Origin of the sequence: Rhizobium grahamii (assembly GCF_009498215.1) — a bacterium.
Classification (GTDB): domain Bacteria; phylum Pseudomonadota; class Alphaproteobacteria; order Rhizobiales; family Rhizobiaceae; genus Rhizobium; species Rhizobium grahamii_A.
This window is the reverse complement of sequence record NZ_CP043498.1, coordinates 702,836-723,652: the sequence shown is the minus strand read 5'-3', so window position 1 is coordinate 723,652 and position 20,817 is coordinate 702,836. Positions and strand designations below refer to the sequence as shown.

22 protein-coding genes and 1 pseudogene are annotated in these 20,817 nt (G+C 60.9%); 16 read left to right on the top strand and 7 right to left on the bottom strand.

The features are described 5' to 3' along the window. The first annotated feature begins 9 nt into the window (after positions 1 to 9). Positions 10 to 1,626, top strand: a complete 1,617-nt coding sequence (gene cimA / locus FZ934_RS03620) for a citramalate synthase (protein WP_153269957.1) — start codon at positions 10 to 12, stop codon at positions 1,624 to 1,626. A gap of 3 nt (positions 1,627 to 1,629) precedes the next feature. Here cimA and FZ934_RS03615 read toward each other — a convergent pair whose 3' ends face one another. Beyond that, positions 1,630 to 2,493 carry a protein-L-isoaspartate O-methyltransferase family protein gene (locus FZ934_RS03615; RefSeq protein WP_153269956.1) on the bottom strand — a complete coding sequence of 288 codons (864 nt, stop codon included), beginning with the start codon at positions 2,491 to 2,493 and terminating at the stop codon, positions 1,630 to 1,632. 105 nt (positions 2,494 to 2,598) lie between these two features. On the opposite strand from FZ934_RS03615, the gene rarD reads away from it, so the two are divergent. Beyond that, positions 2,599 to 3,513 carry an EamA family transporter RarD gene (gene rarD, locus FZ934_RS03610; RefSeq protein WP_153269955.1) on the top strand — a complete coding sequence of 305 codons (915 nt, stop codon included), beginning with the start codon at positions 2,599 to 2,601 and terminating at the stop codon, positions 3,511 to 3,513. A gap of 280 nt (positions 3,514 to 3,793) precedes the next feature. Here rarD and FZ934_RS03600 read toward each other — a convergent pair whose 3' ends face one another. After that, positions 3,794 to 4,420, bottom strand: a complete 627-nt coding sequence (locus FZ934_RS03600) for a TIGR00730 family Rossman fold protein (protein ID WP_153269954.1) — start codon at positions 4,418 to 4,420, stop codon at positions 3,794 to 3,796. Between the two features lie 155 nt (positions 4,421 to 4,575). Here FZ934_RS03600 and FZ934_RS03595 point away from each other — a divergent pair, with 155 nt between their 5' ends. The 5 genes and pseudogenes from FZ934_RS03595 (at position 4,576) to FZ934_RS27725 (ending at position 10,665) form a co-directional block, all read left to right on the top strand. After that, positions 4,576 to 6,606, top strand: a complete 2,031-nt coding sequence (locus FZ934_RS03595; protein WP_153269953.1) for a LysM peptidoglycan-binding domain-containing protein — start codon at positions 4,576 to 4,578, stop codon at positions 6,604 to 6,606. 193 nt (positions 6,607 to 6,799) lie between these two features. Continuing rightward, positions 6,800 to 8,677 carry an ABCB family ABC transporter ATP-binding protein/permease gene (locus FZ934_RS03590; protein ID WP_153269952.1) on the top strand — a complete coding sequence of 626 codons (1,878 nt, stop codon included), beginning with the start codon at positions 6,800 to 6,802 and terminating at the stop codon, positions 8,675 to 8,677. 123 nt (positions 8,678 to 8,800) lie between these two features. Then, positions 8,801 to 9,505: pseudogene (locus FZ934_RS03585) on the top strand (phosphatidylserine decarboxylase); the annotation flags it as partial. A gap of 18 nt (positions 9,506 to 9,523) precedes the next feature. Next, positions 9,524 to 10,372, top strand: coding sequence for a CDP-diacylglycerol--serine O-phosphatidyltransferase (gene pssA, locus FZ934_RS03580; RefSeq protein ID WP_153269950.1), 849 nt, complete (start codon positions 9,524 to 9,526; stop codon positions 10,370 to 10,372). Between the two features lie 152 nt (positions 10,373 to 10,524). Further along, positions 10,525 to 10,665: a hypothetical protein gene (locus tag FZ934_RS27725; protein ID WP_194273753.1), complete on the top strand. Its 141-nt coding sequence runs from the start codon at positions 10,525 to 10,527 to the stop codon at positions 10,663 to 10,665. On the opposite strand, the gene FZ934_RS03575 is transcribed toward FZ934_RS27725, so the two are convergent. Genes FZ934_RS03575 through FZ934_RS03565 form a run of 3 tightly spaced genes read right to left on the bottom strand, consistent with a single transcriptional unit; the run spans position 10,666 to position 12,455 of the window. Next, a complete protein-coding gene (locus tag FZ934_RS03575) occupies positions 10,666 to 11,289 on the bottom strand; it encodes a LysE/ArgO family amino acid transporter (protein WP_153269949.1) in 624 nt (207 codons plus the stop codon). A gap of 38 nt (positions 11,290 to 11,327) precedes the next feature. Further along, complete coding sequence (locus FZ934_RS03570) at positions 11,328 to 12,092, bottom strand: SOS response-associated peptidase (RefSeq protein WP_113362848.1); 765 nt, start codon at positions 12,090 to 12,092, stop codon at positions 11,328 to 11,330. A gap of 42 nt (positions 12,093 to 12,134) precedes the next feature. Continuing rightward, complete coding sequence (locus tag FZ934_RS03565; protein WP_153269948.1) at positions 12,135 to 12,455, bottom strand: YnfA family protein; 321 nt, start codon at positions 12,453 to 12,455, stop codon at positions 12,135 to 12,137. 86 nt (positions 12,456 to 12,541) lie between these two features. Here FZ934_RS03565 and FZ934_RS03560 point away from each other — a divergent pair, with 86 nt between their 5' ends. The 8 genes from FZ934_RS03560 (at position 12,542) to FZ934_RS03525 (ending at position 17,470) form a co-directional block, all read left to right on the top strand. Then, positions 12,542 to 12,964, top strand: coding sequence for an NUDIX hydrolase (locus FZ934_RS03560; RefSeq protein ID WP_153269947.1), 423 nt, complete (start codon positions 12,542 to 12,544; stop codon positions 12,962 to 12,964). 61 nt (positions 12,965 to 13,025) lie between these two features. Continuing rightward, positions 13,026 to 13,454, top strand: coding sequence for a TIGR02301 family protein (locus FZ934_RS03555; RefSeq protein ID WP_153272356.1), 429 nt, complete (start codon positions 13,026 to 13,028; stop codon positions 13,452 to 13,454). A 100-nt stretch (positions 13,455 to 13,554) separates the two neighbouring features. After that, positions 13,555 to 13,812 carry a hypothetical protein gene (locus FZ934_RS03550; RefSeq protein WP_056825448.1) on the top strand — a complete coding sequence of 86 codons (258 nt, stop codon included), beginning with the start codon at positions 13,555 to 13,557 and terminating at the stop codon, positions 13,810 to 13,812. 16 nt (positions 13,813 to 13,828) lie between these two features. Continuing rightward, positions 13,829 to 14,569, top strand: a complete 741-nt coding sequence (locus FZ934_RS03545; RefSeq protein ID WP_153269946.1) for a hypothetical protein — start codon at positions 13,829 to 13,831, stop codon at positions 14,567 to 14,569. Positions 14,570 to 14,630: 61 nt separating this feature from the next. Further along, complete coding sequence (locus tag FZ934_RS03540) at positions 14,631 to 15,467, top strand: YgfZ/GcvT domain-containing protein (RefSeq protein WP_153269945.1); 837 nt, start codon at positions 14,631 to 14,633, stop codon at positions 15,465 to 15,467. A 29-nt stretch (positions 15,468 to 15,496) separates the two neighbouring features. Next, on the top strand, positions 15,497 to 16,066 hold the full coding sequence (locus FZ934_RS03535) for a YfbR-like 5'-deoxynucleotidase (RefSeq protein ID WP_153272355.1): 570 nt from the start codon (positions 15,497 to 15,499) through the stop codon (positions 16,064 to 16,066). Further along, positions 16,063 to 16,593, top strand: a complete 531-nt coding sequence (locus FZ934_RS03530; protein WP_153269944.1) for a tyrosine phosphatase family protein — start codon at positions 16,063 to 16,065, stop codon at positions 16,591 to 16,593. Before FZ934_RS03535 ends, FZ934_RS03530 begins: the two co-directional genes overlap by 4 nt. 67 nt (positions 16,594 to 16,660) lie before the next feature. Further along, positions 16,661 to 17,470 (top strand): mechanosensitive ion channel family protein, encoded by an 810-nt coding sequence (locus FZ934_RS03525; protein WP_153272354.1) that lies wholly within the window; start codon positions 16,661 to 16,663, stop codon positions 17,468 to 17,470. 12 nt (positions 17,471 to 17,482) lie between these two features. Here FZ934_RS03525 and FZ934_RS03520 read toward each other — a convergent pair whose 3' ends face one another. Together FZ934_RS03520 and FZ934_RS03515 are read right to left on the bottom strand one after the other, a co-directional pair. Continuing rightward, positions 17,483 to 18,001, bottom strand: coding sequence for a superoxide dismutase family protein (locus FZ934_RS03520; protein ID WP_153269943.1), 519 nt, complete (start codon positions 17,999 to 18,001; stop codon positions 17,483 to 17,485). 120 nt (positions 18,002 to 18,121) lie between these two features. Continuing rightward, on the bottom strand, positions 18,122 to 18,436 hold the full coding sequence (locus tag FZ934_RS03515; RefSeq protein WP_153269942.1) for a hypothetical protein: 315 nt from the start codon (positions 18,434 to 18,436) through the stop codon (positions 18,122 to 18,124). A 455-nt stretch (positions 18,437 to 18,891) separates the two neighbouring features. On the opposite strand from FZ934_RS03515, the gene FZ934_RS03510 reads away from it, so the two are divergent. Then, positions 18,892 to 20,769: a putative bifunctional diguanylate cyclase/phosphodiesterase gene (locus FZ934_RS03510; RefSeq protein WP_153272353.1), complete on the top strand. Its 1,878-nt coding sequence runs from the start codon at positions 18,892 to 18,894 to the stop codon at positions 20,767 to 20,769. The last annotated feature ends 48 nt before the right edge of the window (positions 20,770 to 20,817 follow it).

Below are 20,817 nucleotides of genomic sequence, written 5' to 3'. Positions count from 1 at the left end.
ACGACCATCATGACACGCGAAAAGATCTACCTCTTCGACACGACGCTCCGCGACGGGCAGCAGACGCCCGGCATCGACTTCTCCGTCGAGGACAAGATTGCGATCGCGAGCATGCTCGACGAGTTTGGCCTTGATTACGTCGAAGGCGGTTATCCCGGCGCCAATCCTACCGATACGGCGTTTTTCAGCGAGAAGCGCACCGCGCAGGCCAAGTTCGTTGCCTTCGGCATGACAAAGCGAGCCGGCGTTTCGGCTTCGAACGACCCTGGCCTCGCGAGCCTGCTGCAGGCGGAGAGCGACGCGATCTGTTTCGTCGCGAAGAGCTGGGACTATCATGTCAAGGTCGCGCTCGGCTGCACCAACGAGGAAAATCTTGAGAGCATTGCGGAAAGCGTCAAGGCCGCAGTCGCCGCCGGCAAGGAAGCCATGGTCGATTGCGAGCATTTCTTCGACGGCTACAAGGCAAATCCCGCTTATGCGATTGCCTGTGCCAAGACTGCCTATGACTCCGGCGCCCGCTGGGTCGTGCTCTGTGATACCAACGGCGGCACGCAGCCGCCGGAAATCCGGGCAACCATCGAGGCGCTGATCGCTGCAGGCGTTCCCGGCCACTGTCTTGGCATCCACGCGCACAACGACACCGGCCAGGCGGTTGCCAACTCGCTGGCGGCCGTGGAAGCCGGCGTGCGCCAGATCCAGGGCACATTGAACGGCATCGGCGAACGTTGCGGCAATGCGAACCTCGTGACGCTGATCCCGACGCTGGCGCTCAAGGAAACCTATTCGTCGCGGTTTGAAACCTCGATCGATACTGACCGCCTGCTGAACCTCACGCGGCTCTCGCATGCGTTCGACGAGCTTCTCAACCGCTCGCCGGATCACCAGATGCCCTATGTCGGCGCGTCTGCATTCGCGACCAAGGCCGGCATCCATGCTTCGGCGCTTTTGAAGGATCCGCGTACCTACGAGCATGTGACGCCCGAAAGCGTCGGCAATTTCCGCAAGGTCATGGTGTCGGATCAGGGCGGCAAGGCGAACTTCATCAACGCGCTGAAACGGCGCGGCATCGAGGTTGGCAAGGATGACCCGAAGCTCGACCGGCTGATCTCGCTGGTGAAGGAGCGGGAGGCGTCCGGTTATGCCTATGAGGGCGCTGATGCCAGCTTCGAGCTGCTTGCACGGAGAACGCTCGGCACGATCCCGGAATTCTTCTCCGTCGAAGGCTTCCGCGTCATGGTCGAGCGACGCTTCGACTCCCACGGCCGGGTGAAAATCGTCTCAGAAGCCGTCGTGAAGATCGTCATCGACGGGCTGACGATCATGTCGGTCGCGGAAGGCGACGGTCCTGTCAACGCGCTCGACCTGGCACTGCGCAAGGACTTCGGCAAATACCAGCACGAGATCGACGATCTTGTGCTGGCAGACTTCAAGGTGCGTATCCTCAACGGCGGCACCGAGGCCATCACCCGGGTTCTCATCGAATCCACCGATAGCGACGGCGTTCGCTGGTGGACGGTCGGCGTTTCCGAGAACATCATCGACGCCTCGTTCCAGGCGCTGATGGATTCTGTCATCTACAAGCTGATGAAAAACCGCCAGCTCGCGGGCAAGATCGCAGCAGAGTAGGCTTCAGGCGTCGAAGACTAGGCCCCAGTCAGCCTCGGAATACCACTCCCTGCCCTTTCGCTCGGTTTTCCAGCGCAGGGCACGGACCTTGTCCACTCCTCCCGCCTGGAAAGCCGCCTCAAGCCGCCGGTAAAGATCAAAGCCGCCCTTGATCGCCTCGCCCCAGACGAACGCAACAGGCCCGAGATATTCGGCCGCATAGCCATGCTCCTCGCGGCGGAACAGGAAGAAGCCGGCGTAGGACGCAAGACCGGTCGGCCCTGCTGCATCGACATCGGGAACGCCAAGCGGCAGGATCAGGCGACCGCCGATCTTCAACCGCTCCACCCAGGCATCGGCCGGACGGTGGACGGCAAAGTTCACGTAGACCGCATCAGCAGGTTCGTGTGGCCATTCGAACCCATCACCATTGACGATGCGAATGTTGGGGTAATCGCGGAGGTTTTCTTCCGCACGCGCCGCCAGTTCGCCGTCGAATTCAATGGCGATGACATGCCCCGTCTCACCGACCAGCATGGACATGATTGCCGTGTAGTAGCCGCTGCCGGCGCCGACATGACAGACCGTTTTCCCACGACAGAGTGCCAACTTGTGGATCCCTCGGGCATGGAGGCTCGGGCTGCCGTTGTTGATGTGCCTTTCATGCTGGAGCGCAAACAAGGCGTCCTGATAGACCACGGAGGGGTCTTCGGACGTATCGACATAGCCGCCCCATCCCGCCATCTTCCAGGGCGGCGGCCCCAGAAACCGCTCTCTCGGCACCGTCGCATAGGCTTGCAGCAGCGCTTCGTCGCCTTGGACCCCCTCCTTTGAGAGCATGCGGTAGGCAAATTCCCTGCGGCAGTTGGCAAGTGCCTCCTGGTTCATGATGGTCACCGTCGCGATCAGGCATCCATTCACCGAAATGAATTGGCCTATTCACGTCCGTTAGGTTAAGCGGATCCATAACAAGAACAAATATGGAAACACTCGATGTCCGCCAATGCAAGCGCTCCTGTTATCAAGAACGAAGACAGTCCGCGTGGCTTTGCCTTTGCGCTGACGGCGTACCTTCTGTGGGGTTTCCTGCCGATCTACATGAAGGCCGTCGCGCATATCTCGCCGGCTGAGGTCATTGCCCACCGCATCGTCTGGTCCCTGCCGTTGGCGGGGCTGGTACTGGTGGTCCTCGGCCGCACGAATGATATCCGCACTGCCTTGCGCTCGCCGCGAATGCTCGCCATGGCAGCACTGACGGCAACCCTGATTACCATCAACTGGGGCACCTATGTCTGGGCGATCGGTGCCGGCCACGCGCTCGATGCAGCGCTTGGCTACTTCATCAATCCGCTGTTCAGCATTTTTCTCGGCGCCGTGGTCCTGAAGGAAAAGCTGCTGCCGGCCCAGATCGCGGCAATCGCGCTGGCGGGCCTCGCCGTGGTCGTACTCGCCGCCGACAGTGGCGGCATTCCGTGGGTGTCGCTGACGCTGACGATTTCCTGGGGCCTCTACGCGCTGTTTCGCAAGACACTGCCGCTCGGGCCGAACCAGGGCTTCTTTCTCGAGGTGCTGATCCTCAGCATCCCCGCCTTCTTCTACATTCTCTATCTGGAGTTCGGCAGCGGCCAAGGACACTTCTACCGCACCGGCTGGTCCGACACGGCCCTCTTGCTCGGCTGCGGCCTCATCACCGCCGTTCCGCTGATGATCTATGCCAACGGCGCCAAGCTGCTGCGGCTGTCGACGATCGGCATCATGCAGTACATCGCGCCGACGATGATCTTCCTGATCGCGATCTTCCTGTTCCACGAGCCTCTCGGCACGGCACGCATGATCGCCTTCCCGCTGATCTGGGCAGGTCTTGTCCTCTACACCTGGGGAATGCTCAGGGGGAACCGGGGACGCTAGAGCCTTTCCGGGTTATATTGAACCATTCTGTTGGCTCAAACGGAGTCGGATGGTCGACCGGCTGGCGCGCGTCGTAGCCAACGCATACGGCCAAGCCAGCCGGTCGATCAGGCGGCCCGTTTCAGCCAACCCGAAGGGCCAGGCATCTTTCCGCCAGGATCAAAGGCGATAGGCTCGGACGTACCAAGGGGTATGCCCTTCGCCAATCGCCTTTGCCCTGACGAAAACCTGCTCCGGCAGAATGGTTCAATATAACCCGGAAAGGCTCTCGTCCCCGCCCTTACATCTTCGAGATGACGGCATCCTCGCCGTCGCGATCGGTCGAGGCTATCTCAGCCGCCTGCGCCATGATCCCGGGGATGATTTCCGAGATGTCGTCGATGACGAGCGGCTGGACGCGGTGAGCCGTGTGGACGAAGCCCTCGTCCGTCATGTGCCGCATCAGCTCCATCATCGGGTCCCAGAAACCACCAATGTTGGCAAACACCATCGGCTTTTCGTGACGGCCGAGCTGTGCCCAGGTCATGATCTCGACGATCTCCTCGAGAGTGCCGATCCCGCCCGGCAGCGCCACGAACGCATCGGAACGCTCGAACATGGCGTGTTTGCGCGCATGCATGTCCGGCGTTACAATCAGCTCGTTGAGCTGGCCGAGGGAATGGCGCGTTGCCTCCATGTCGATCAGGAACTCGGGGATGATACCGGTTACCTGACCACCGTTCGAAAGCACGCCACTCGCCACCGCCCCCATGATGCCTTTGGTGCCTCCACCATAGATGAGGCGAAGGCCATATTCGGCGATTTCCTTACCCAGCGCACGGCCCGCCGCCATGTGGCGAGGATCGCTGCCCGGTCGCGAGCCGCAGTAGACACAAATGGAGCGAATGGGATGAGATTGATCTGTCATAGGGGCAAACAACTATTCTCTCTGCCTCCAGTCAAGAAAAATGACGGAAAAACGACGTCCTACATTTGCCTGGCTACTTTGACTGCTTGTGCAAAGCAGCGGGAATCGCTAGCAATTTTAGGAAGTCCGGCAAGATTGCCGCCTGGGGAGACGTGATGATGAGAAACCGTGCCGGCTTGCTGGCCCTCGCAGTGCTTGTAATCGCAATTCTATTGATGGTCTTTGTCGTCATGCCCCGCATCGGCGGAGACGCGGCAAAGGTTGGCGATGCAATCAATCAGGCAACCTCCGAAGTGAAGAACACGGTTGCCGACGCCGCAAAGACGTCTCGTCCCGCGGCCGACGATGCTGCCACCACCAAAGCGCTCAGCGGTTTGACATCAGGAGCCGCCCAGGCACTGACAGAACTTAAGGCACTCTTCGCAGACGGCAAGGGGCCGACACAGGAGGTTTTTGCCAGCGCCAAGGCAAAGGCCGTCACCACCCTGCAGACGCTTGCCGATTTCGGCATCCCGGAGGGCACGAACCCGGTGACATCAGCTGCTGTTCAGAAAGCCAAGGATGGCGCCGGCAAGGCCCTCGCCATCATACAGGCACTGCCTGAAAACATTCCCGATGCCCTTGCCGCCATCGCCAAGGCTGAAGCCGCACTCACCGGCGCTCCGGAACCGGCCGCCCAGGCGAATGGCCAGGCTGCGGCACCGGCAACGCCTGCAGCGCCGGATGCCACGGCAAATGCCGGCCCCAAGGCGCCCACGTTCGACGTCCTGCGCGTCGAGCCCGATGGCTCGACCGTGATCGCCGGATCGGCCGAACCGAACAGCAAGCTCGAAGTCCTCGATGGCGACAAGGTCGTCACCACGACCGACGTCGGCCCGAGCGGCGACTTCGCGGCCGTGCTCGACAATCCGCTGTCGGCGGGTGACCATCAGCTGCTGCTCAAGGCGACCGGCAAGGACGGCAAGAGTACGGTGTCGGAAGAAGTTGCGACGGTATCCGTTCCCAAGGATGGCAACGGCGCCGACCTACTCGCCATGGTTTCCAAGCCCGGAACGGCCAGCCGCATCATCACGGCCCCAACCGCTTCGGCTGCCGCAGGTGCGGCAACTCCTCCTGCTAGCGGCAATGCAGCAGCCAATGACAACGGCCAGACGCAGCAGGCCTCCGCCTCGCCGGCGACACAGCCTGCAACCACACCGGATGCCGGCAAGCCGGCGGCAAGCGGACCGGCGGCTGACGTGATGGTCAACGCGGTCGAGATCGAAGGCGACAAGATTTTCGTTGCCGGCACCGCAAAGCCCTCTTCCACCGTCGTTGCCTATGCCGACGACAAGCTGATTGGCAAATCCCTGGCAGGCCAGGACGGACACTTCGTCATTGACGGCGTGATGCCGCTGGCGGTTGGAGACCACAAGATCCGCGTCGATGTTCTGGACGCAAGCGGCAAGGTCGCCGTGCGCGCCTCGGTCAACTTCAACCGGCCTGCGGGCAACCAGGTGACTGTTGCCGCCCAGAGCGGCGGCTCGGCTTCCTCCGCACCAACAATGGTTCCCCTTGACGAAGGCGCGCTTGGAAAGCTGAGGAACGACGTTGCCAAGGCATTCGGTCTGCTGAGCAACCTGTTTGCCGACGGCAAGCTGCCGGGTGCCGAACAGCTTGCAGCAGCGCGCTCCGCGAATGAAATCGCCTTGCGCTCGATCATCGACTTCAGGGCTGCGGCCGATGCGACGGCGGACTTCAAGGAACGCGCGACCAATGCGTCTGTCGATGCTGCCGGTGCGCTCAAGTTCCTGCAGTCGCTGCCGATCGACGCGAAGTCCGTCGGCGCATCGCTGTCGAAGCTCGGCGAGATGGTCGCCAAGCTCTCCCCGCCGGCCGAGACGCCTGCGGCGCCGGCTGCAACGAACGAAGTCGCCAGCAGCGAAAACCAGCCGGCAACGATCGAGCAGGCTCCGCTTCAGCAGAGCAAGGACACAGTCATCATTCGCCGTGGCGATACGCTGTGGCAGATCTCCCGCCGCGTCTACGGTCTCGGCGTACGCTACACCACGATCTACGTGGCCAACGAGGACAAGATCAACAATCCGGACAGGATCCTGCCGGGCCAGATCTTCGGCCTGCCGAAAGACGTGCTTCCGAATGCGGAAGAACTGCACCGCAAGCGCCTCTCCGGCGAGCACCTCTAGGAACAAATATGGCGGCCGGGCAATATGATGCCCGGCCGCTCTTTCCTTGCTACATCGCCATGTTGTATTGGTCCCCGCGGAACCCTACTTGGCGGTGACGGCGATTATGTTCGGCAGGCGCTTGCAAGCGCGCTGTCTCCGCAATTTCCCGTATCGCGACACGGTCAGCGCCCCCTGCGGGCCGGAGACATGCATGGCAAACGGCAAGACAGTTTCAGATTCCAATCTGCTGCAGACCCTGTTCAATCTATGGCCCTACATGTGGCCTTCAGGTCGCCCCGATCTCAAGATGCGAGTGGTGTGGGCAACGGTCTATCTGCTTATCTCCAAGTTCGTTTTGCTGCTCGTCCCCTATTTCTTCAAGTGGTCGACCGACGCCCTGAACGGCAAGATCGATCTTGCCGGCAAGGTGCCTGCCCTGCTGACCGGCGCCGTCGCGCTTGTTATCGCCTATAATCTGACGCGCCTGATCCAGCTCGCGCTGAACCAGCTCCGCGACGCGCTGTTTGCGAGCGTCGGGCAACATGCCGTTCGCCAGCTCGCCTACAAGACGTTCGTGCATATGCACGAGTTGTCGCTGCGCTTTCATCTTGAGCGCAAGACGGGTGGCCTTTCGCGCATCATCGAACGCGGCACGAAAGGCATCGAGACGATCGTGCGCTTCACGATCCTCAATTCCGTTCCGACGCTGATCGAATTCCTGCTGACGGCCGTGATCTTCTGGTGGGGCTACGGCTTCTCATACCTGGCCGTTACCGCATTCACGGTGTGGGCATATATCTGGTTCACGATCCGCGCGAGCGACTGGCGCATCGCGATCCGCAAGACGATGAACGACAGCGACACCGACGCCAACACCAAGGCGATCGATTCGCTGCTGAACTTCGAAACGGTGAAGTACTTCGGCAACGAGGAGATGGAGGCCAAGCGTTTCGACCGTTCAATGGAACGCTACGAGAAGGCAGCCACAGATGTCTGGACGTCGCTCGGATGGCTGAACTTTGGCCAGGGCGTGATCTTCGGCCTCGGCACGACCGTCATGCTTATCCTGTCGGCGCTTGCCGTTCAGCGCGGCGAACAGACCGTCGGCGACTTCGTTTTCGTCAACTCCATGCTGCTGCAGCTTTCGGTGCCGCTGAACTTTATCGGCTTCGTCTATCGCGAAATTCGCCAGGGGCTGACCGATATCGAGCAGATGTTCGATCTCCTTCAGGTCAAGGCGGAGGTGACGGATGCGCCTGATGCGGTCGCTCTCGATATCGGTCGCGGCGCAATCTCTTTCAAGGACGTGCACTTCGCCTACGACCCGGCCCGTCCCATTCTGAACGGAATCTCCTTCGACGTGCCGGCTGGAAAGACGGTAGCCGTTGTCGGCCCTTCCGGCGCCGGCAAATCGACCTTGTCGCGCCTGCTCTACCGCTTCTACGACATACAGAGCGGCTCGATCAGCGTCGACGGTCAGGACATCCGCAACGTGACGCAGAAGAGCCTTCGCGCCGTCATCGGCATGGTTCCGCAGGACACCGTGCTCTTCAACGATACCGTTGCCTACAACATCCGCTACGGGAAGCCGGCTGCGAACGATACCGAGGTCAAGACGGCCGCCGAGATTGCGCAGATCGCGCATTTCATCGACATGCTGCCCGAAGGTTTCGACACCAAGGTCGGCGAACGCGGCTTGAAGCTATCAGGTGGCGAAAAGCAGCGTGTCGCGATCGCACGAACCGTGCTGAAGGCACCGCCGATCCTTATCCTCGATGAGGCGACGTCGGCGCTCGACACGACGACCGAGCGAGAGATCCAGGCAGCTCTCGATGTCGTCTCGCAGGACCGCACGACGCTTGTCATCGCGCACCGTCTTTCAACCGTGATCGGCGCCGACGAGATCATCGTCCTGAAGTCGGGCGAGATCGCCGAGCGCGGCACGCATTCCGATCTTCTTCAGAAGAACGGTCTCTACGCCTCGATGTGGAACCGGCAGCGCGAAGCAACGCAGGCAGAGGAGCATCTGAAGCAGGTGCGGGAAAACGACGACCTCGGCATCGTCAACAGACTTGCCCCCGCCAGCTGAGGCGGGGACGAGCGACCTCTTTGCTGTTCAGAACCTCCCGCCGAGGCAGCCAGCGGTTGCCCACAGCATTGCCCCCGCAATGGTTTCCCTGTAACCAGCGATGATCGAAACGCTAGGAGAGCGGCATACATGAGCTTGTTCAATACGGTTCGCAACACGATCGTTCCGGTGCACAAGGAAGGCTACCCCTTCATCGCTGCCTTCTTCGTTGCCTCGCTGATCCTCGGCTGGATTTTCAAGCCGCTGTTCTGGATTGGCCTAATCCTGACGCTGTGGTGCGCCTATTTCTTCCGTGACCCGGAGAGAATGACGCCGCAGGACGACGATCTCGTGATCTCGCCTGCCGACGGCAAGGTATCCTCAGTGCAGATCGTGGTTCCGCCCGCGGAACTCAATCTCAGCACCGAACCGATGCTGCGTATTTCCGTTTTCATGAACGTCTTCAATTGCCACGTAAACCGCGCCCCGATGCGCGGCCGCGTCCTCAGCGTCAACTATCGCTCCGGCAGCTTCGTCAATGCCGAACTCGACAAGGCGAGCGAAGACAACGAGCGTAACGGTCTCGTCATCGCGACGGCACACGGCAACATCGGCGTCGTACAGATTGCCGGCCTCGTTGCACGCCGCATCCTTTGCTGGACGAACGCAAACGAACCTTTGGACGCCGGCGAGCGTTTTGGCTTGATCCGCTTCGGTTCGCGCCTCGACGTGTTCCTGCCAGCCGGCGCGGCGCCGCGGGTCACGGTTGGCCAGACCGCGATTGCAGGCGAGACGGTGCTTGCGGAGTTCGGCACGACCAAGGGTCCGGTCGTCAGCCGTCGCAGCTAGAGAACATCGGAGTGCGACATGGAAACGCCGTTCCCGCCATTCGAACCCAACGGTCCGCCTGACGATTCCGCACGCGGCCCGCGGCTTCGTGAGATACCGCTGCGGCTGGTCGTTCCCAACCTGATCACGATCCTGGCGATTTGCGCCGGGCTCACCGGCATTCGGCTTGCCTTCGAAAACCGTTACGAGCTTGCCGTCGGCATGGTTCTGTTGGCGGCATTTCTCGACGGCATCGATGGACGCGTCGCCCGGCTGATGAAGGCGACGTCGAAGTTCGGCGCGCAGATGGATTCGCTCGCCGACATCGTCAACTTCGGCGTGGCACCGGCTCTCGTCGTCTACGTCTTCGCGCTCGACCAGGCCCGGTCGATCGGGTGGATTGCGGCGCTGATCTATGCGATCGCGGCCGGACTTCGCCTTGCTCGGTTCAATGTCATGTCCGAGCGGGAAAACAAGGCGACGTGGCAATCGGAGTATTTCGTCGGTGTCCCGGCGCCTGCTGGTGCGATGCTTGTCCTGTTGCCTGTCTATCTCGGCTTCCTCGGGATCACCATCGACAAGACCTTCGGCTTCATCTCCGCGGCCTATACGGTGCTGATCGCCTTCCTGCTCATCAGCCGCCTGCCGGTGTGGTCCGGCAAGTCTGAGGGAAGCAAGCTGCGGCGCGATCTCGTGCTGCCGATGATGCTCGGCGTCGTCTTCTATGTCGCCCTGCTTTCCAGCTTCACCTGGGAGATCATGGTCGTCACGGCCGTCGTCTACCTCTTGACCCTGCCCTTCGGCGCCCGCAAGTGGAAGCGCAAATACGGCACGCTCACCATCGAGGAACCCGGTGTCGGCGAGGATGATATCGGCCGTCACATCTGACTGCTTTCAACGTGCAGGAACGCCTGGCTCAAGGCTCGCGAATTATGGTTTACGGATATAAATCCTGATAAGCCTCGCCTCTATTTTGTCGTTATTACAGGCAAAAGAGCAATAAATATAAGAGTCTAGGGACAGCACGTAAGGAGAGTATTGTGACCCCGAAGAAGACAAGCGTGGAACAGCCGGCAAAGACCGATCTCAGCGCGAATTACCGCCCGCTCGGCCTCAAGGCTGTTCTGGCAGCAGCCCTAATGCTGAAGAGCAAGCCGGCTCTCGTCAAGAAAATCGCCTGATCAGGCCGGGCTGACAAGGCGAGCGCCAAGGCTCAGAGCCAGCAGCCCCATCACAACGCCGATCACGACGTCAAGAACCCGCCAGGCGGCGGGTTTGGCAAAGACAGGCTGCAGCAGCCGCGCCCCGTACCCCAATCCAAAAAACCAGACGAACGATGCGGTCGCCGCACCGATTCCGTACGCCAGCCGATCGGCTCCCTCATAGGCGGCAGACAGACTGCCGAGCAGCACGACCGTATCGAGATAGACGTGCGGGTTCAGGAAGGTGAAGGCGAGACATGCGGCAACAGCCGCCTTCAATCCGAGCGCCTGTGGCGCTCCCGTCTGCATCGCTCCGGGATGGAGCGCTCGCCGGAAGGCCATCACCGCATAAGTTCCCAGAAACAACATGCCGCCGAGGCTGACCGCCATGATCAGCCCGGGCGAGCGGGAGACGAGCGTGCCCAGCCCGCCGACCCCTGCCGCGATCAGGATAGCGTCCGACGATGCGCAGATCAGGCAGAGGATGAAGACGTTGGAGCGGAGCAGGCCCTGACGCAGAATGAATGCATTCTGTGCACCGATCGCAATGATAAGCGAAGCGCCGAGAAAGAAACCGGAGAGCGCGGCCGAAATCGAGAACATGTAAACTTCCGAATAAAATGGAGGCTGGGAATAGCGGACTAGAAGAGGCTGAGCTGGCCGTCATCCGGCTTCGGCTTGTCCGCCAGCGGCGGCGGCCTCTCGATGGTAGCACGATCCTGCAGGTCGGCGCCCATGTTGGCGACCTTATTGACCTTGTCGGACACCGGTATCGCTTCGAAGAAGTCGTCCTCAACCGGCTGCATCAGGTCCGCAACGTCGCGCGGTTCCTGCGTCTTGCAATCGAGCCAGCGGGAAAAGTCTTCTGGCCGGATGACAACAGGCATGCGGTCATGAATGGGCGATATCGCAGCGTTTGCCGCGGTTGTCAGGATAGCACCCGTATCGACTTCCGAACCATCGGCTGACGACCATGTCTCCATCAGGCCGGCGAAGGCGACGACGCCACCATGCCGCGGCCGTATCCAATAGGGCTGCGCCTTTTCCTGGCTGTTTTTCGTTGGCCGATGCCACTCGTAGAAGCCGGAGGCAGGCACGAGCACGCGCCGGTGGCGCATCGCCGCACGAAACGACGCCTTGCCGATCGCCGTTTCGGAGCGCGCATTGATCAGCAGCGGAAACGACTTCGGATCCTTGACCCAGCCCGGTGTGAAGCCCCAGCGCACCAGCAGCGCCCGGCGATCGGGAAGGTTGCTTCCCTTTTCGCCAGGACCATCGGACACCACGACAAGGATCGGCTGCGTCGGAGCGATGTTGTAGCGCGCCGGGAAGTCGTCCAGACCCATGATCCCCAGGATTTCCTCGAGTTCTTCCGGGGATATCGTCAACGCGTATCGTCCACACATGCCGTTGTCTTTGCACCCTGCTCCAGGCGGGTCAAGACCGGGCTATCCGCGTGGCGCGAACAAAATCAGCGCAGTTCCGAACAGGCACGCCAGGGCGCCACCGATGTCCCAACGATCAGGCACCCGCTGCTCGACCAGCCAGAGCCACAGCAGCGATGCGATGATGTAGATGCCGCCATATGCCGCAAAGGTCCGCCCGGCCGCCTCGCTCGGCACCAGAGTCAGCAGCCAGGCAAACACTGCCAGCGATGCCAGACCGGGCGCCGTCCACCACAGGGGCTTTTCCATGCGCAGCCACGCCCAGAAGGCGAAGCATCCGGCGATCTCGAAAAAGGCGGCGGCTGCGTAGATAATATAGGTCAAACAAGCGTCCCCGAATCGTTGTCCCGACTATCCAACGGGACGGCCGCTTATCCAAGCGCCGGCAAGCAACAAGGCAGCATATCCATATGGCATCCTCCTCCCCCACAGCGGCCTCGTCCGCCATTCTGCAGCGAGGCGACCGCTTTCTGCTGGTGCTCAGGCGCAATCCTCCTTCGGCTGACATGTATGCCTTTCCCGGAGGCCGGGCCGAAGCCGGCGAGACGCCGGATCAAACGGCATTGCGGGAATTCGAAGAGGAAACCAGCATCCGCGCCTCGAACCCGCGCCTATTTGCAACCTATGACCTGAAGACACATGCCGTGGACGGAAGCGTCGCCAGCCACTTCCTGCTTTCGGTGTTCCGCGTCGAGGCCGACAGCAACGCGGTGGCAATCGCCGCCGACGATGCGGCAGACATCGGCTGGTACACACTGGAAGAGATTCGCCGGCTGCCGACGCCGCAAAGCGTTCTCGAATGCGCCGAGCGCCTGGCTGTGGACAACGAATAAGCAGGTGGAAATCTTGGGCAACGCCTTGTTCCGGCCATCACGAGGGTATCAACTAAACTCCATGATTCCCGTTCGACGCGTCTTGTTGTCTGCTGTGTTATGCGCCGGCGTGGCGATCCCTGTATTTGCGGCAGCGCAAGGCCAGACGACGCCAGCGCCGCCCGTAGTAGAGGCGAAACCTGTCACGGCGCCATACGACGACAAGCTTGCGAGACTGGCCGAGGTGCTTGGATCGGTGCATTACCTGAGAACGCTGTGCAAGGCCGATAACGGCGACGAGTGGCGAGCGGGAATGCAGCAACTGCTTGATTCCGAAGCGAAAGACGAGCCGCCTCGGAGAGAGAAATTGACGGCTGCCTTCAATCGCGGCTATCGCGCATTTGCCTCTGTTTATACCGATTGCACCCCCGCAGCGATCATGGCAGAAGAGCGCTACCGTAACGAAGGTGCAACACTTGCCACAGAAATTACTTCGCGGTTTGGAAATTAGCGTTTAATTAACCTCTTTTCATTCGCGCACGTGTCGTTTTGGGAAAAGGCTGATAAAGTTATTAACTAGGCAGTAAGGCATGCAGTCTGAGGAAAAAAGAATGGAACCGAGCCTCAATGACATCGACGACATGATCGTCCACGAAAAGATGCAGGCGGCCCTGGAATACCATAACGAAGCCTGGGCCGATGGCATGGCTGATGGAATCGAGCCTGAGATCATCGCCGACACGGCAATTATCCACGCACTTCGCGAAACGATCCGTCTCCACGGGGAAAACAGCGCGGAGGCCTTGCTTGAATCGCTGCGTGAACGCATGCTGGCGGGTGAGTTCTCTCCGAACCGCACCCTGCAATAACAGCACAGAGAGTTTCATGCGTACCGATAAGGATCCTGCCTCGCGGCCCGTTTTCGTGCCGCTTCTCGTTGCAATCGGCGTCGGTGCCGCCAGTCTGATGTCCGCTTCAGCAGCATCAGCCCTCTCGGAACTTCAAAAGACTCCCGGCCTGACGGACAATGCCTCTCCGGGCAGTGACAAGCCCACAGCACCTCCTGCCGCTTCAGGCGTGCCGGCGCCGGGCCCGATCATCAGCAAGCCCGCCGGACAGAGCTCGGACACCACGCCAGGCGCGCAGGACAGCTCGAAGCCGGTCGATGTGCTCTACGATATCAGCAAGGTTCCCGAGCCGGTACGGCATATGCGTGAGCAGATCGTCGAAGCGGCTGCCTCCGGTGATCTTGAACGCCTGCGTCCGCTGCTTGGAACCGGTGCGGGCCAGACCCAGGTTACGGTGGGCGAGCCGACGGATGATCCGATTGCCGCGCTCAAGGACCTGTCGGGCGACCCCGATGGCGACGAGATCCTGGCAATCATCCTCGACATCGTTTCCACGGGCTTCGTCCATGTCGGGCAAGGAACGTCTGACGACCTGTATGTCTGGCCCTACTTTGCCGAGAAAGACCTGAAGACCCTGACCCCGCCAGAACGCGTCGAACTGCTGCGCATCGTGACGGCGGGCGATCTTGCGGACATGCAGGAGTTCGGGGGCTATAACTTCTATCGCATCGGCATCACCGCTGACGGAAAGTGGAAGTTCTTTACCGCCGGCGACTGACGCTTGCGGTCAATCCTCCGAAGACATATTTCTGGGCGATAGCAACGCTACAGGTGCCTTTATGCCAGCCGTTTTCCTGAAAGACCGCGCGTTGATCCGCGTCAGCGGTGCCGACGCCGAGTCGTTCCTGCAGAACCTCATCACGACCGACGTCGTTTCGCTTGCCGCTGACGAAGCGCGCCCGGGAGCGCTGCTGACGCCGCAAGGCAAGATCCTTTTCGACTTCATGATCATGCGCGAAGACGCGGGTTTCCTGATCGAGACGGACGAAAGCCAGCGCGACGCTCTGCAGAAGCGGCTGAGCATGTACAAGCTCCGGGCTGCTGTCGATATCGCGCCCGCTGGCGAAGGGGTTTCCATTATCTGGGATCAGCCGGTCGACGGAGGCTGGAAGGACAGCCGTTTCTTGAAGGCCGGCATTGCCCTGACGCGCAAGCCTGGCAACGAAGGCAGCGACGATCCGATCCTCTATGACAGCTTGCGGGCAGCAAATGGCGTTGTGGTCGCGGGACAAGACTATCCTCTGCAGGATGCGTTTCCGCACGACGTGCTGATGGACCTCAACGGCGGACTTTCGTTCAAGAAGGGCTGCTATGTCGGCCAGGAAGTTGTCTCGCGCATGCAGCATCGCGGCACCGCTCGCCGTCGTGTCGTGACCGTTACAGCCGATGGCACCCTCCCCGCGCCCGGCAGCGAACTCACCGCCGCCGGCAAACCTGTCGGGACGCTCGGTTCCGTCTCCGGCCGAGTTGGGCTGGCCATTGTCCGCATCGACCGTGCTGGAGAAGCCATGGCCGCCGGCACGCCGATCCTCGCCGGCGAAACGCCTGTTACCCTCGCACTGCCTGCCTGGTCCGGCCTCACCTTCCCCGCCAGCGCCGATGAGGCAAGCGCTTGACCCCCAAGGTGCCGCGCGCATGGCAGCGCATGCTCTCGGGCCGCCGGCTCGATCTTCTGGATCCGTCACCATTGGACGTGGAGCTTAGCGACATCGCGCATGGCCTCGCGCGTGTGGCCCGCTGGAACGGTCAAACATCGGGCGATCATGCCTTCTCGGTCGCCCAGCACAGCCTGATCGTGGAAGACATCTTCCGTCACCAGAACGAGGCGACAGCGGACGAGTGCCTGATGGCGCTGCTTCACGACGCGCCAGAATACGTCATCGGCGACATGATCTCTCCATTCAAGTCGGTGGTCGGCGGGGGCTACAAGAGCGTGGAAAAACGCCTGGAAGCGGCCATCCACCTTCGCTTCGGCCTTCCGCCCCACCCTTCGCGCGAGCTGAAGGACAGGATCAAGAAGGCGGATACGGTGGCGGCCTATTTCGAGGCGTCGCAGCTCGCGGGCTTTACCGTGGTCGAGGCCCAGAAGTTCTTCGGCCAGCCGCGCGGCATCACCAAGGAAATGCTGCAGTTGGCACCTCTTCCGGCCGTCGAAGCGCAGGTCCGTTTCTGCGAACGGTTCGCCGCCCTCGACGCCGGGCGGAGTGCATCATGACAAGGATCGTGGTTGCCCCGCTCTCGCGCATTGCCGAAATGGCTGTCCGCCATGGCGCCCGTGAGATGATCAGCCTGATGGCGAAGGAGCAGCTGTTTCACCGGCCTGCCGTCATCAAGGCAGAGCGACACCTGCTGCTGACCATGAACGACATCGCCTTCAAGGGTACCGGCGGGCTTGTCGCGCCTGACGAGACGCATGTGCGTGAGATCATCGACTTCGCGACCGGTTGGGACCAATCGGCCCCTCTGCTCATCCATTGCTGGATGGGCGTTTCGCGTTCTCCGGCGGCAGCGCTCGTGGCGGCTCTTGCTCTCGAACCCGATCAAAGCGAGGAAGACCTCGCACGACGACTGCGCCAGGCGTCGCCCTTTGCCAGCCCGAACCTGCGGATCGTGGAAATCGGCGACCGGCTGCTAGACCGAAAAGGTCGGCTGATCGAGGCCGTGCGCGCGATGGGCCGCGGTGCGGATGCCGATGGCAATGCGCCATTCGTCCTGCCTCTGCAGGTTGCCGCGTCCTCTTGATCGGTTGACGCCATCGGCGGGCTGCCCCATGTAGCCGGGTCTATCGACAATGACGACCGGCGAGATCATGGAACAACAGGCAACCGACGTAATTCTGGCAACACGTACCGCTCTCAATCAGGCAAGTGCGCTTGCGGTTGAGTATTCATTCTCCATCCTCGGCGCGATCATCCTGCTCGTACTCGGATGGTTGATGGCAAACTTCATCAGCCGCTGGGCGTTCGAGGGGATCTCCCGCGTCCGCGGGATCGACGAGACGCTGGCGCGATTCTTTGCCAACGTGCTGCACTACGGCCTGCTCATTCTGGTGTTCATCACGGTGCTCGGTCAGTTCGGTGTTCAGACGGCATCGATCATCGCGGCACTCGGCGCCGCCGGTCTGGCGATCGGCCTTGCGCTGCAGGGAACGCTGCAGAATATCGCAGCCGGCATCATGCTGCTTATCCTGCGACCCTTCCGGGTAGGCGAGTACATCTCGACGAGCAACGTTGCAGGCACTGTGCGCGAAATCGGGCTTTTTGCGACCGAGCTGCGGACCTCCGACGGGCTTTACCTTCTGGCACCGAACTCCACGCTGTGGAACACGCCGATCACCAACTACAGCCGCGAAGCCACCCGCAAGGGCGAGTTGACAGTGAACGTCGGAAGCGGCGAGCAGGTTGCTCTCGCGATGGATGCCCTGACCGATCTTGCCAAATCCGACAAGCGCGTACAATCCAACCCACAGCCGGCCGTGTTCATCGAAACGATCGCCGCCGACAAGACGACCATCACCATGCGCTACTGGACAAAGACCATCGAATGGGACGACACGCGCCGCGACATGCTCGGCCGGATGAAATCGACCTTCGACCAGAAAGGGCTGCCAATCCTCTAGGATGCGCTGTCTCTACTTGATGACGCCGCAAGCGAGCCGTTCGCCCGCATCGCCGGAGGGCTGGCTGCGGTAGTCGTCGGAATTGGCGTGGATCATGAGTGCCCTGCCGCGAATACCGGTCTTCTTGTCGTCAAGCGTGACCATGCCGTCGAAAACCTGAGCCCGCAGGATGCCGTCAGAACCGACGTACTGGTTCGGCATATCCCCGGCATGCGGCCCCTTGGCGGCAAGCAGACCGTGCTCCGCATCGGTTGGGTTGAAGTGTTTTCCGGCCGATTCGTGATGTGTCGCGGCATCGCACTTGCCGGTTTCGTGGACATGGAAGGCGACCCACTTGTTGGCTGGAAGGCCGGTCACTTCGACTTCCATCAACACGCCGCCGCCGGCCGCAGCAGTGAGCGTCGCACGGCCATCCTCCTTGCCGTCCTTGCCGACGAAATCCGCTGTTGCTGTCTGTTTATCCTGCGCCATCGCAAGGGTCGCGACTGTCGCAAAGCCAATCAGCACAACCGATCGCACGATATTGCCCATGATATTCCCTCCTCGTTGCTTATCGAAGACGAACGCACGTCGCCAAGGGCGGTTCCGCCTGCGCGGAAAACAAAAAGCCGACCAAAGGCCGGCTCATTGTACGCATTCTGCGGCAATACCCTAGGACGCGATGTCCAGGTCGTACTGACCATAGGTATTTTTGTAGAGATCGCCCGTATCTTCGGACATATCCTGCGAGAAGAAATTCATACCGCCGCTTTCACGCGCGCGCATCATGAATGCGAGTACGCCGTCGGAAAGCTTCGGCGAGGCATCCTGCCCGTCTTCACCGCCGCTCAATTGGGTAAGAATACCGGGCTTATCATCAGCCGCCAGTTCGCCACGGCTCAGAACGCCATCGCCATTTGTGTCAAGTCTCGATAGCGTCGCCAGGTAGGCATAGGACGTATCCGAAACGGATGAAACACCGTTCATACAAACCTCCGTTCACCGCTTTCGCCGGTGATTGTTTGTACGCAATACGAATAGGGAAAATCACAACTAGAAGGGTCGATAAACTGATTTGCCCCACCCGTCAATAAGCTGTTAATGGTCCATTAACGATGATTGACAAAGTGTGACTTTATTCGCACCGCAAAATCGCCGCAGCTCTTTTCCGGACGGAAACGTAGCGCTTTCCATCGCATGTCGGCGCACAAGATATAGCCGGCGCTATATATTTTCTCGCACTGCAACCGAATATTAATTCGACCGGAGGATTGTAAGTACGCAGCTATTCGCGTGTATTCAATTTTGAATTGTGAAATCAATTGCCTTGGAAACAGCATCCATTTCTTTGCGCGTCAATTTCGCCGCACCCGGCTTACCTGCTCCGATGCAACAAGGCTTCATCAATCGGCGATGCGTCGGTGACGCGAAGGTGAATGGGTATGGAAGCTGAAGCGCTCTTCCGTGAGCAGTGTGCCGAAGCCCTGGGAAATAATCCGTCCACCGAGGGGCAGCGCCTCGTCGACCTCGTCGTCGACACGTGCAAACAGTACGCCACCCGGCGACGAGACGTGGAAAAGCGCGCAAACGCTACGCAGAAAGACAATGAGCTGCTGCAAGCCGCCCTCTCCTCAGCGACAGACGCGCTCTCCGCGCAAAAGCGACTGCTTGAGATCGTCCTGAACCACCTTCCGCTCGGGCTCAGCGTTTTCGATACCGATCAGAAACTCATCCTCTGCAACATCCGGTTCCAACAGCTATTCGGCTTCGGTGAGAAGGACGTTGCGCCAGGTGCGACGATGCGCTCACTAATCGCCAGGATCGCTGGAACGGAAATGCCGGAGACACGGCAGACGACCGGAGAACGAGACGTCTCCGATGGCGGACGCATCCGCCGGCGCGAATGGAGCATGCACGACGGCCGGCTGATCCAGAGCGTCGTGACCGTACTGCCCGACGGCAGCAATATTTCCATCCATGCAGACGTTACCGCCGATCGAAAAGCCGCGGAACGGATCGCCTTCCTCGCCCATCACGATCCGCTGACCGGTCTTCCGAACCGGCTGAGTTTTCGAGGACGGGTCGAAGCAGCCCTCAGCGCCCGCAAGGCGGACGAAGAGATCGCTCTCGTCCACCTTAACCTCGACCGCTTCAAATCCGTCAACAACACACTCGGTGTGGCGGCAGGCGACAAGATCCTGCGGCAGGTGGCCGAACGCCTTCGCCTTACAGCGGGTGAAGGCAACATTCTGGCGCGTCTCGGCTCCGACGAATTCGCGATCCTCCAGTGCGGGCGGCAACAGCCCTGGAACGTCACCGCGCTGGCCGAGCAAATACGGCGCGAACTTGCCGAACCCTTCTTTCGGGGCGAGAAAGCTGTCGAGCTCAGCGTCTCCATGGGCATTGCCATCAGCCCGCAGGATGGCGTCGATACCGATGTGCTCCTGAAGCATGCCGGCGTCGCTCTATCCCACGCCAAGACGGCTGGCCGACGCGGCGAGCGCTTCTTTACAAACGAGATGGAAGCACAGCTGGAAGCGCGCCACACGCTCGAGGCCGACCTGCGCAAGGCGGTCGCGAACCACGAGTTCGAGCTTAACTATCAGCCGCTTTTCGACATTGGCGCACAGCGCATCTGCGGCTTCGAGGCTTTGCTGCGCTGGAATCATCCGACCCGCGGCCGGGTCTCGCCGGTCGAATTCATCCCGCTTGCCGAAGAACTGGGGCTGATCGTCGATATCGGGCGATGGGTGCTCCTGCAGGCCTGCACGGATGCGGCGGGCTGGCCGGAGGATGTCAAGGTTGCGGTCAACGTGTCGGCGATCCAGTTCACTCACGGCAACCTTCCCGAGGACGTATCGACGGCGCTGACGACCTCAGGTCTTGCCCCGGCACGGCTCGAGATCGAAATTACCGAAAGCGTGTTGATGGAAAACCGCGAGGAGGCTCTGCCGATTCTCCACGCTTTGAAGCAGCGTGGGCTTCGGGTCGCCATGGACGACTTCGGTACCGGATATTCGTCACTCAGCTATCTGAGCAGCTTCCCCTTCGACAAGATCAAGATCGACAAGTCGTTCGTGACCGACATCGTCGAGAATCGCGAGGCCTTCGCGATCATCCGCGCCATCATCCTGCTTGGCGACGCGCTCGGCATGCGCGTCACGGTCGAGGGCGTCGAAACCGGCGAACAGCTGGCCTTGCTCGAGCAGGAAGCCTGCGACGAGATCCAGGGCTACCACATCAGCCCGCCGCGCCCGTTGGCCGACGTGCCGAAGCTGCTTTCCGGCAGCTGGGAGACACACGGCGCTAAGGCGGGTTGAGCGGAGGTCGTTGCAAGCAGGGACCGCCGCCGCTATGAGGATACAACA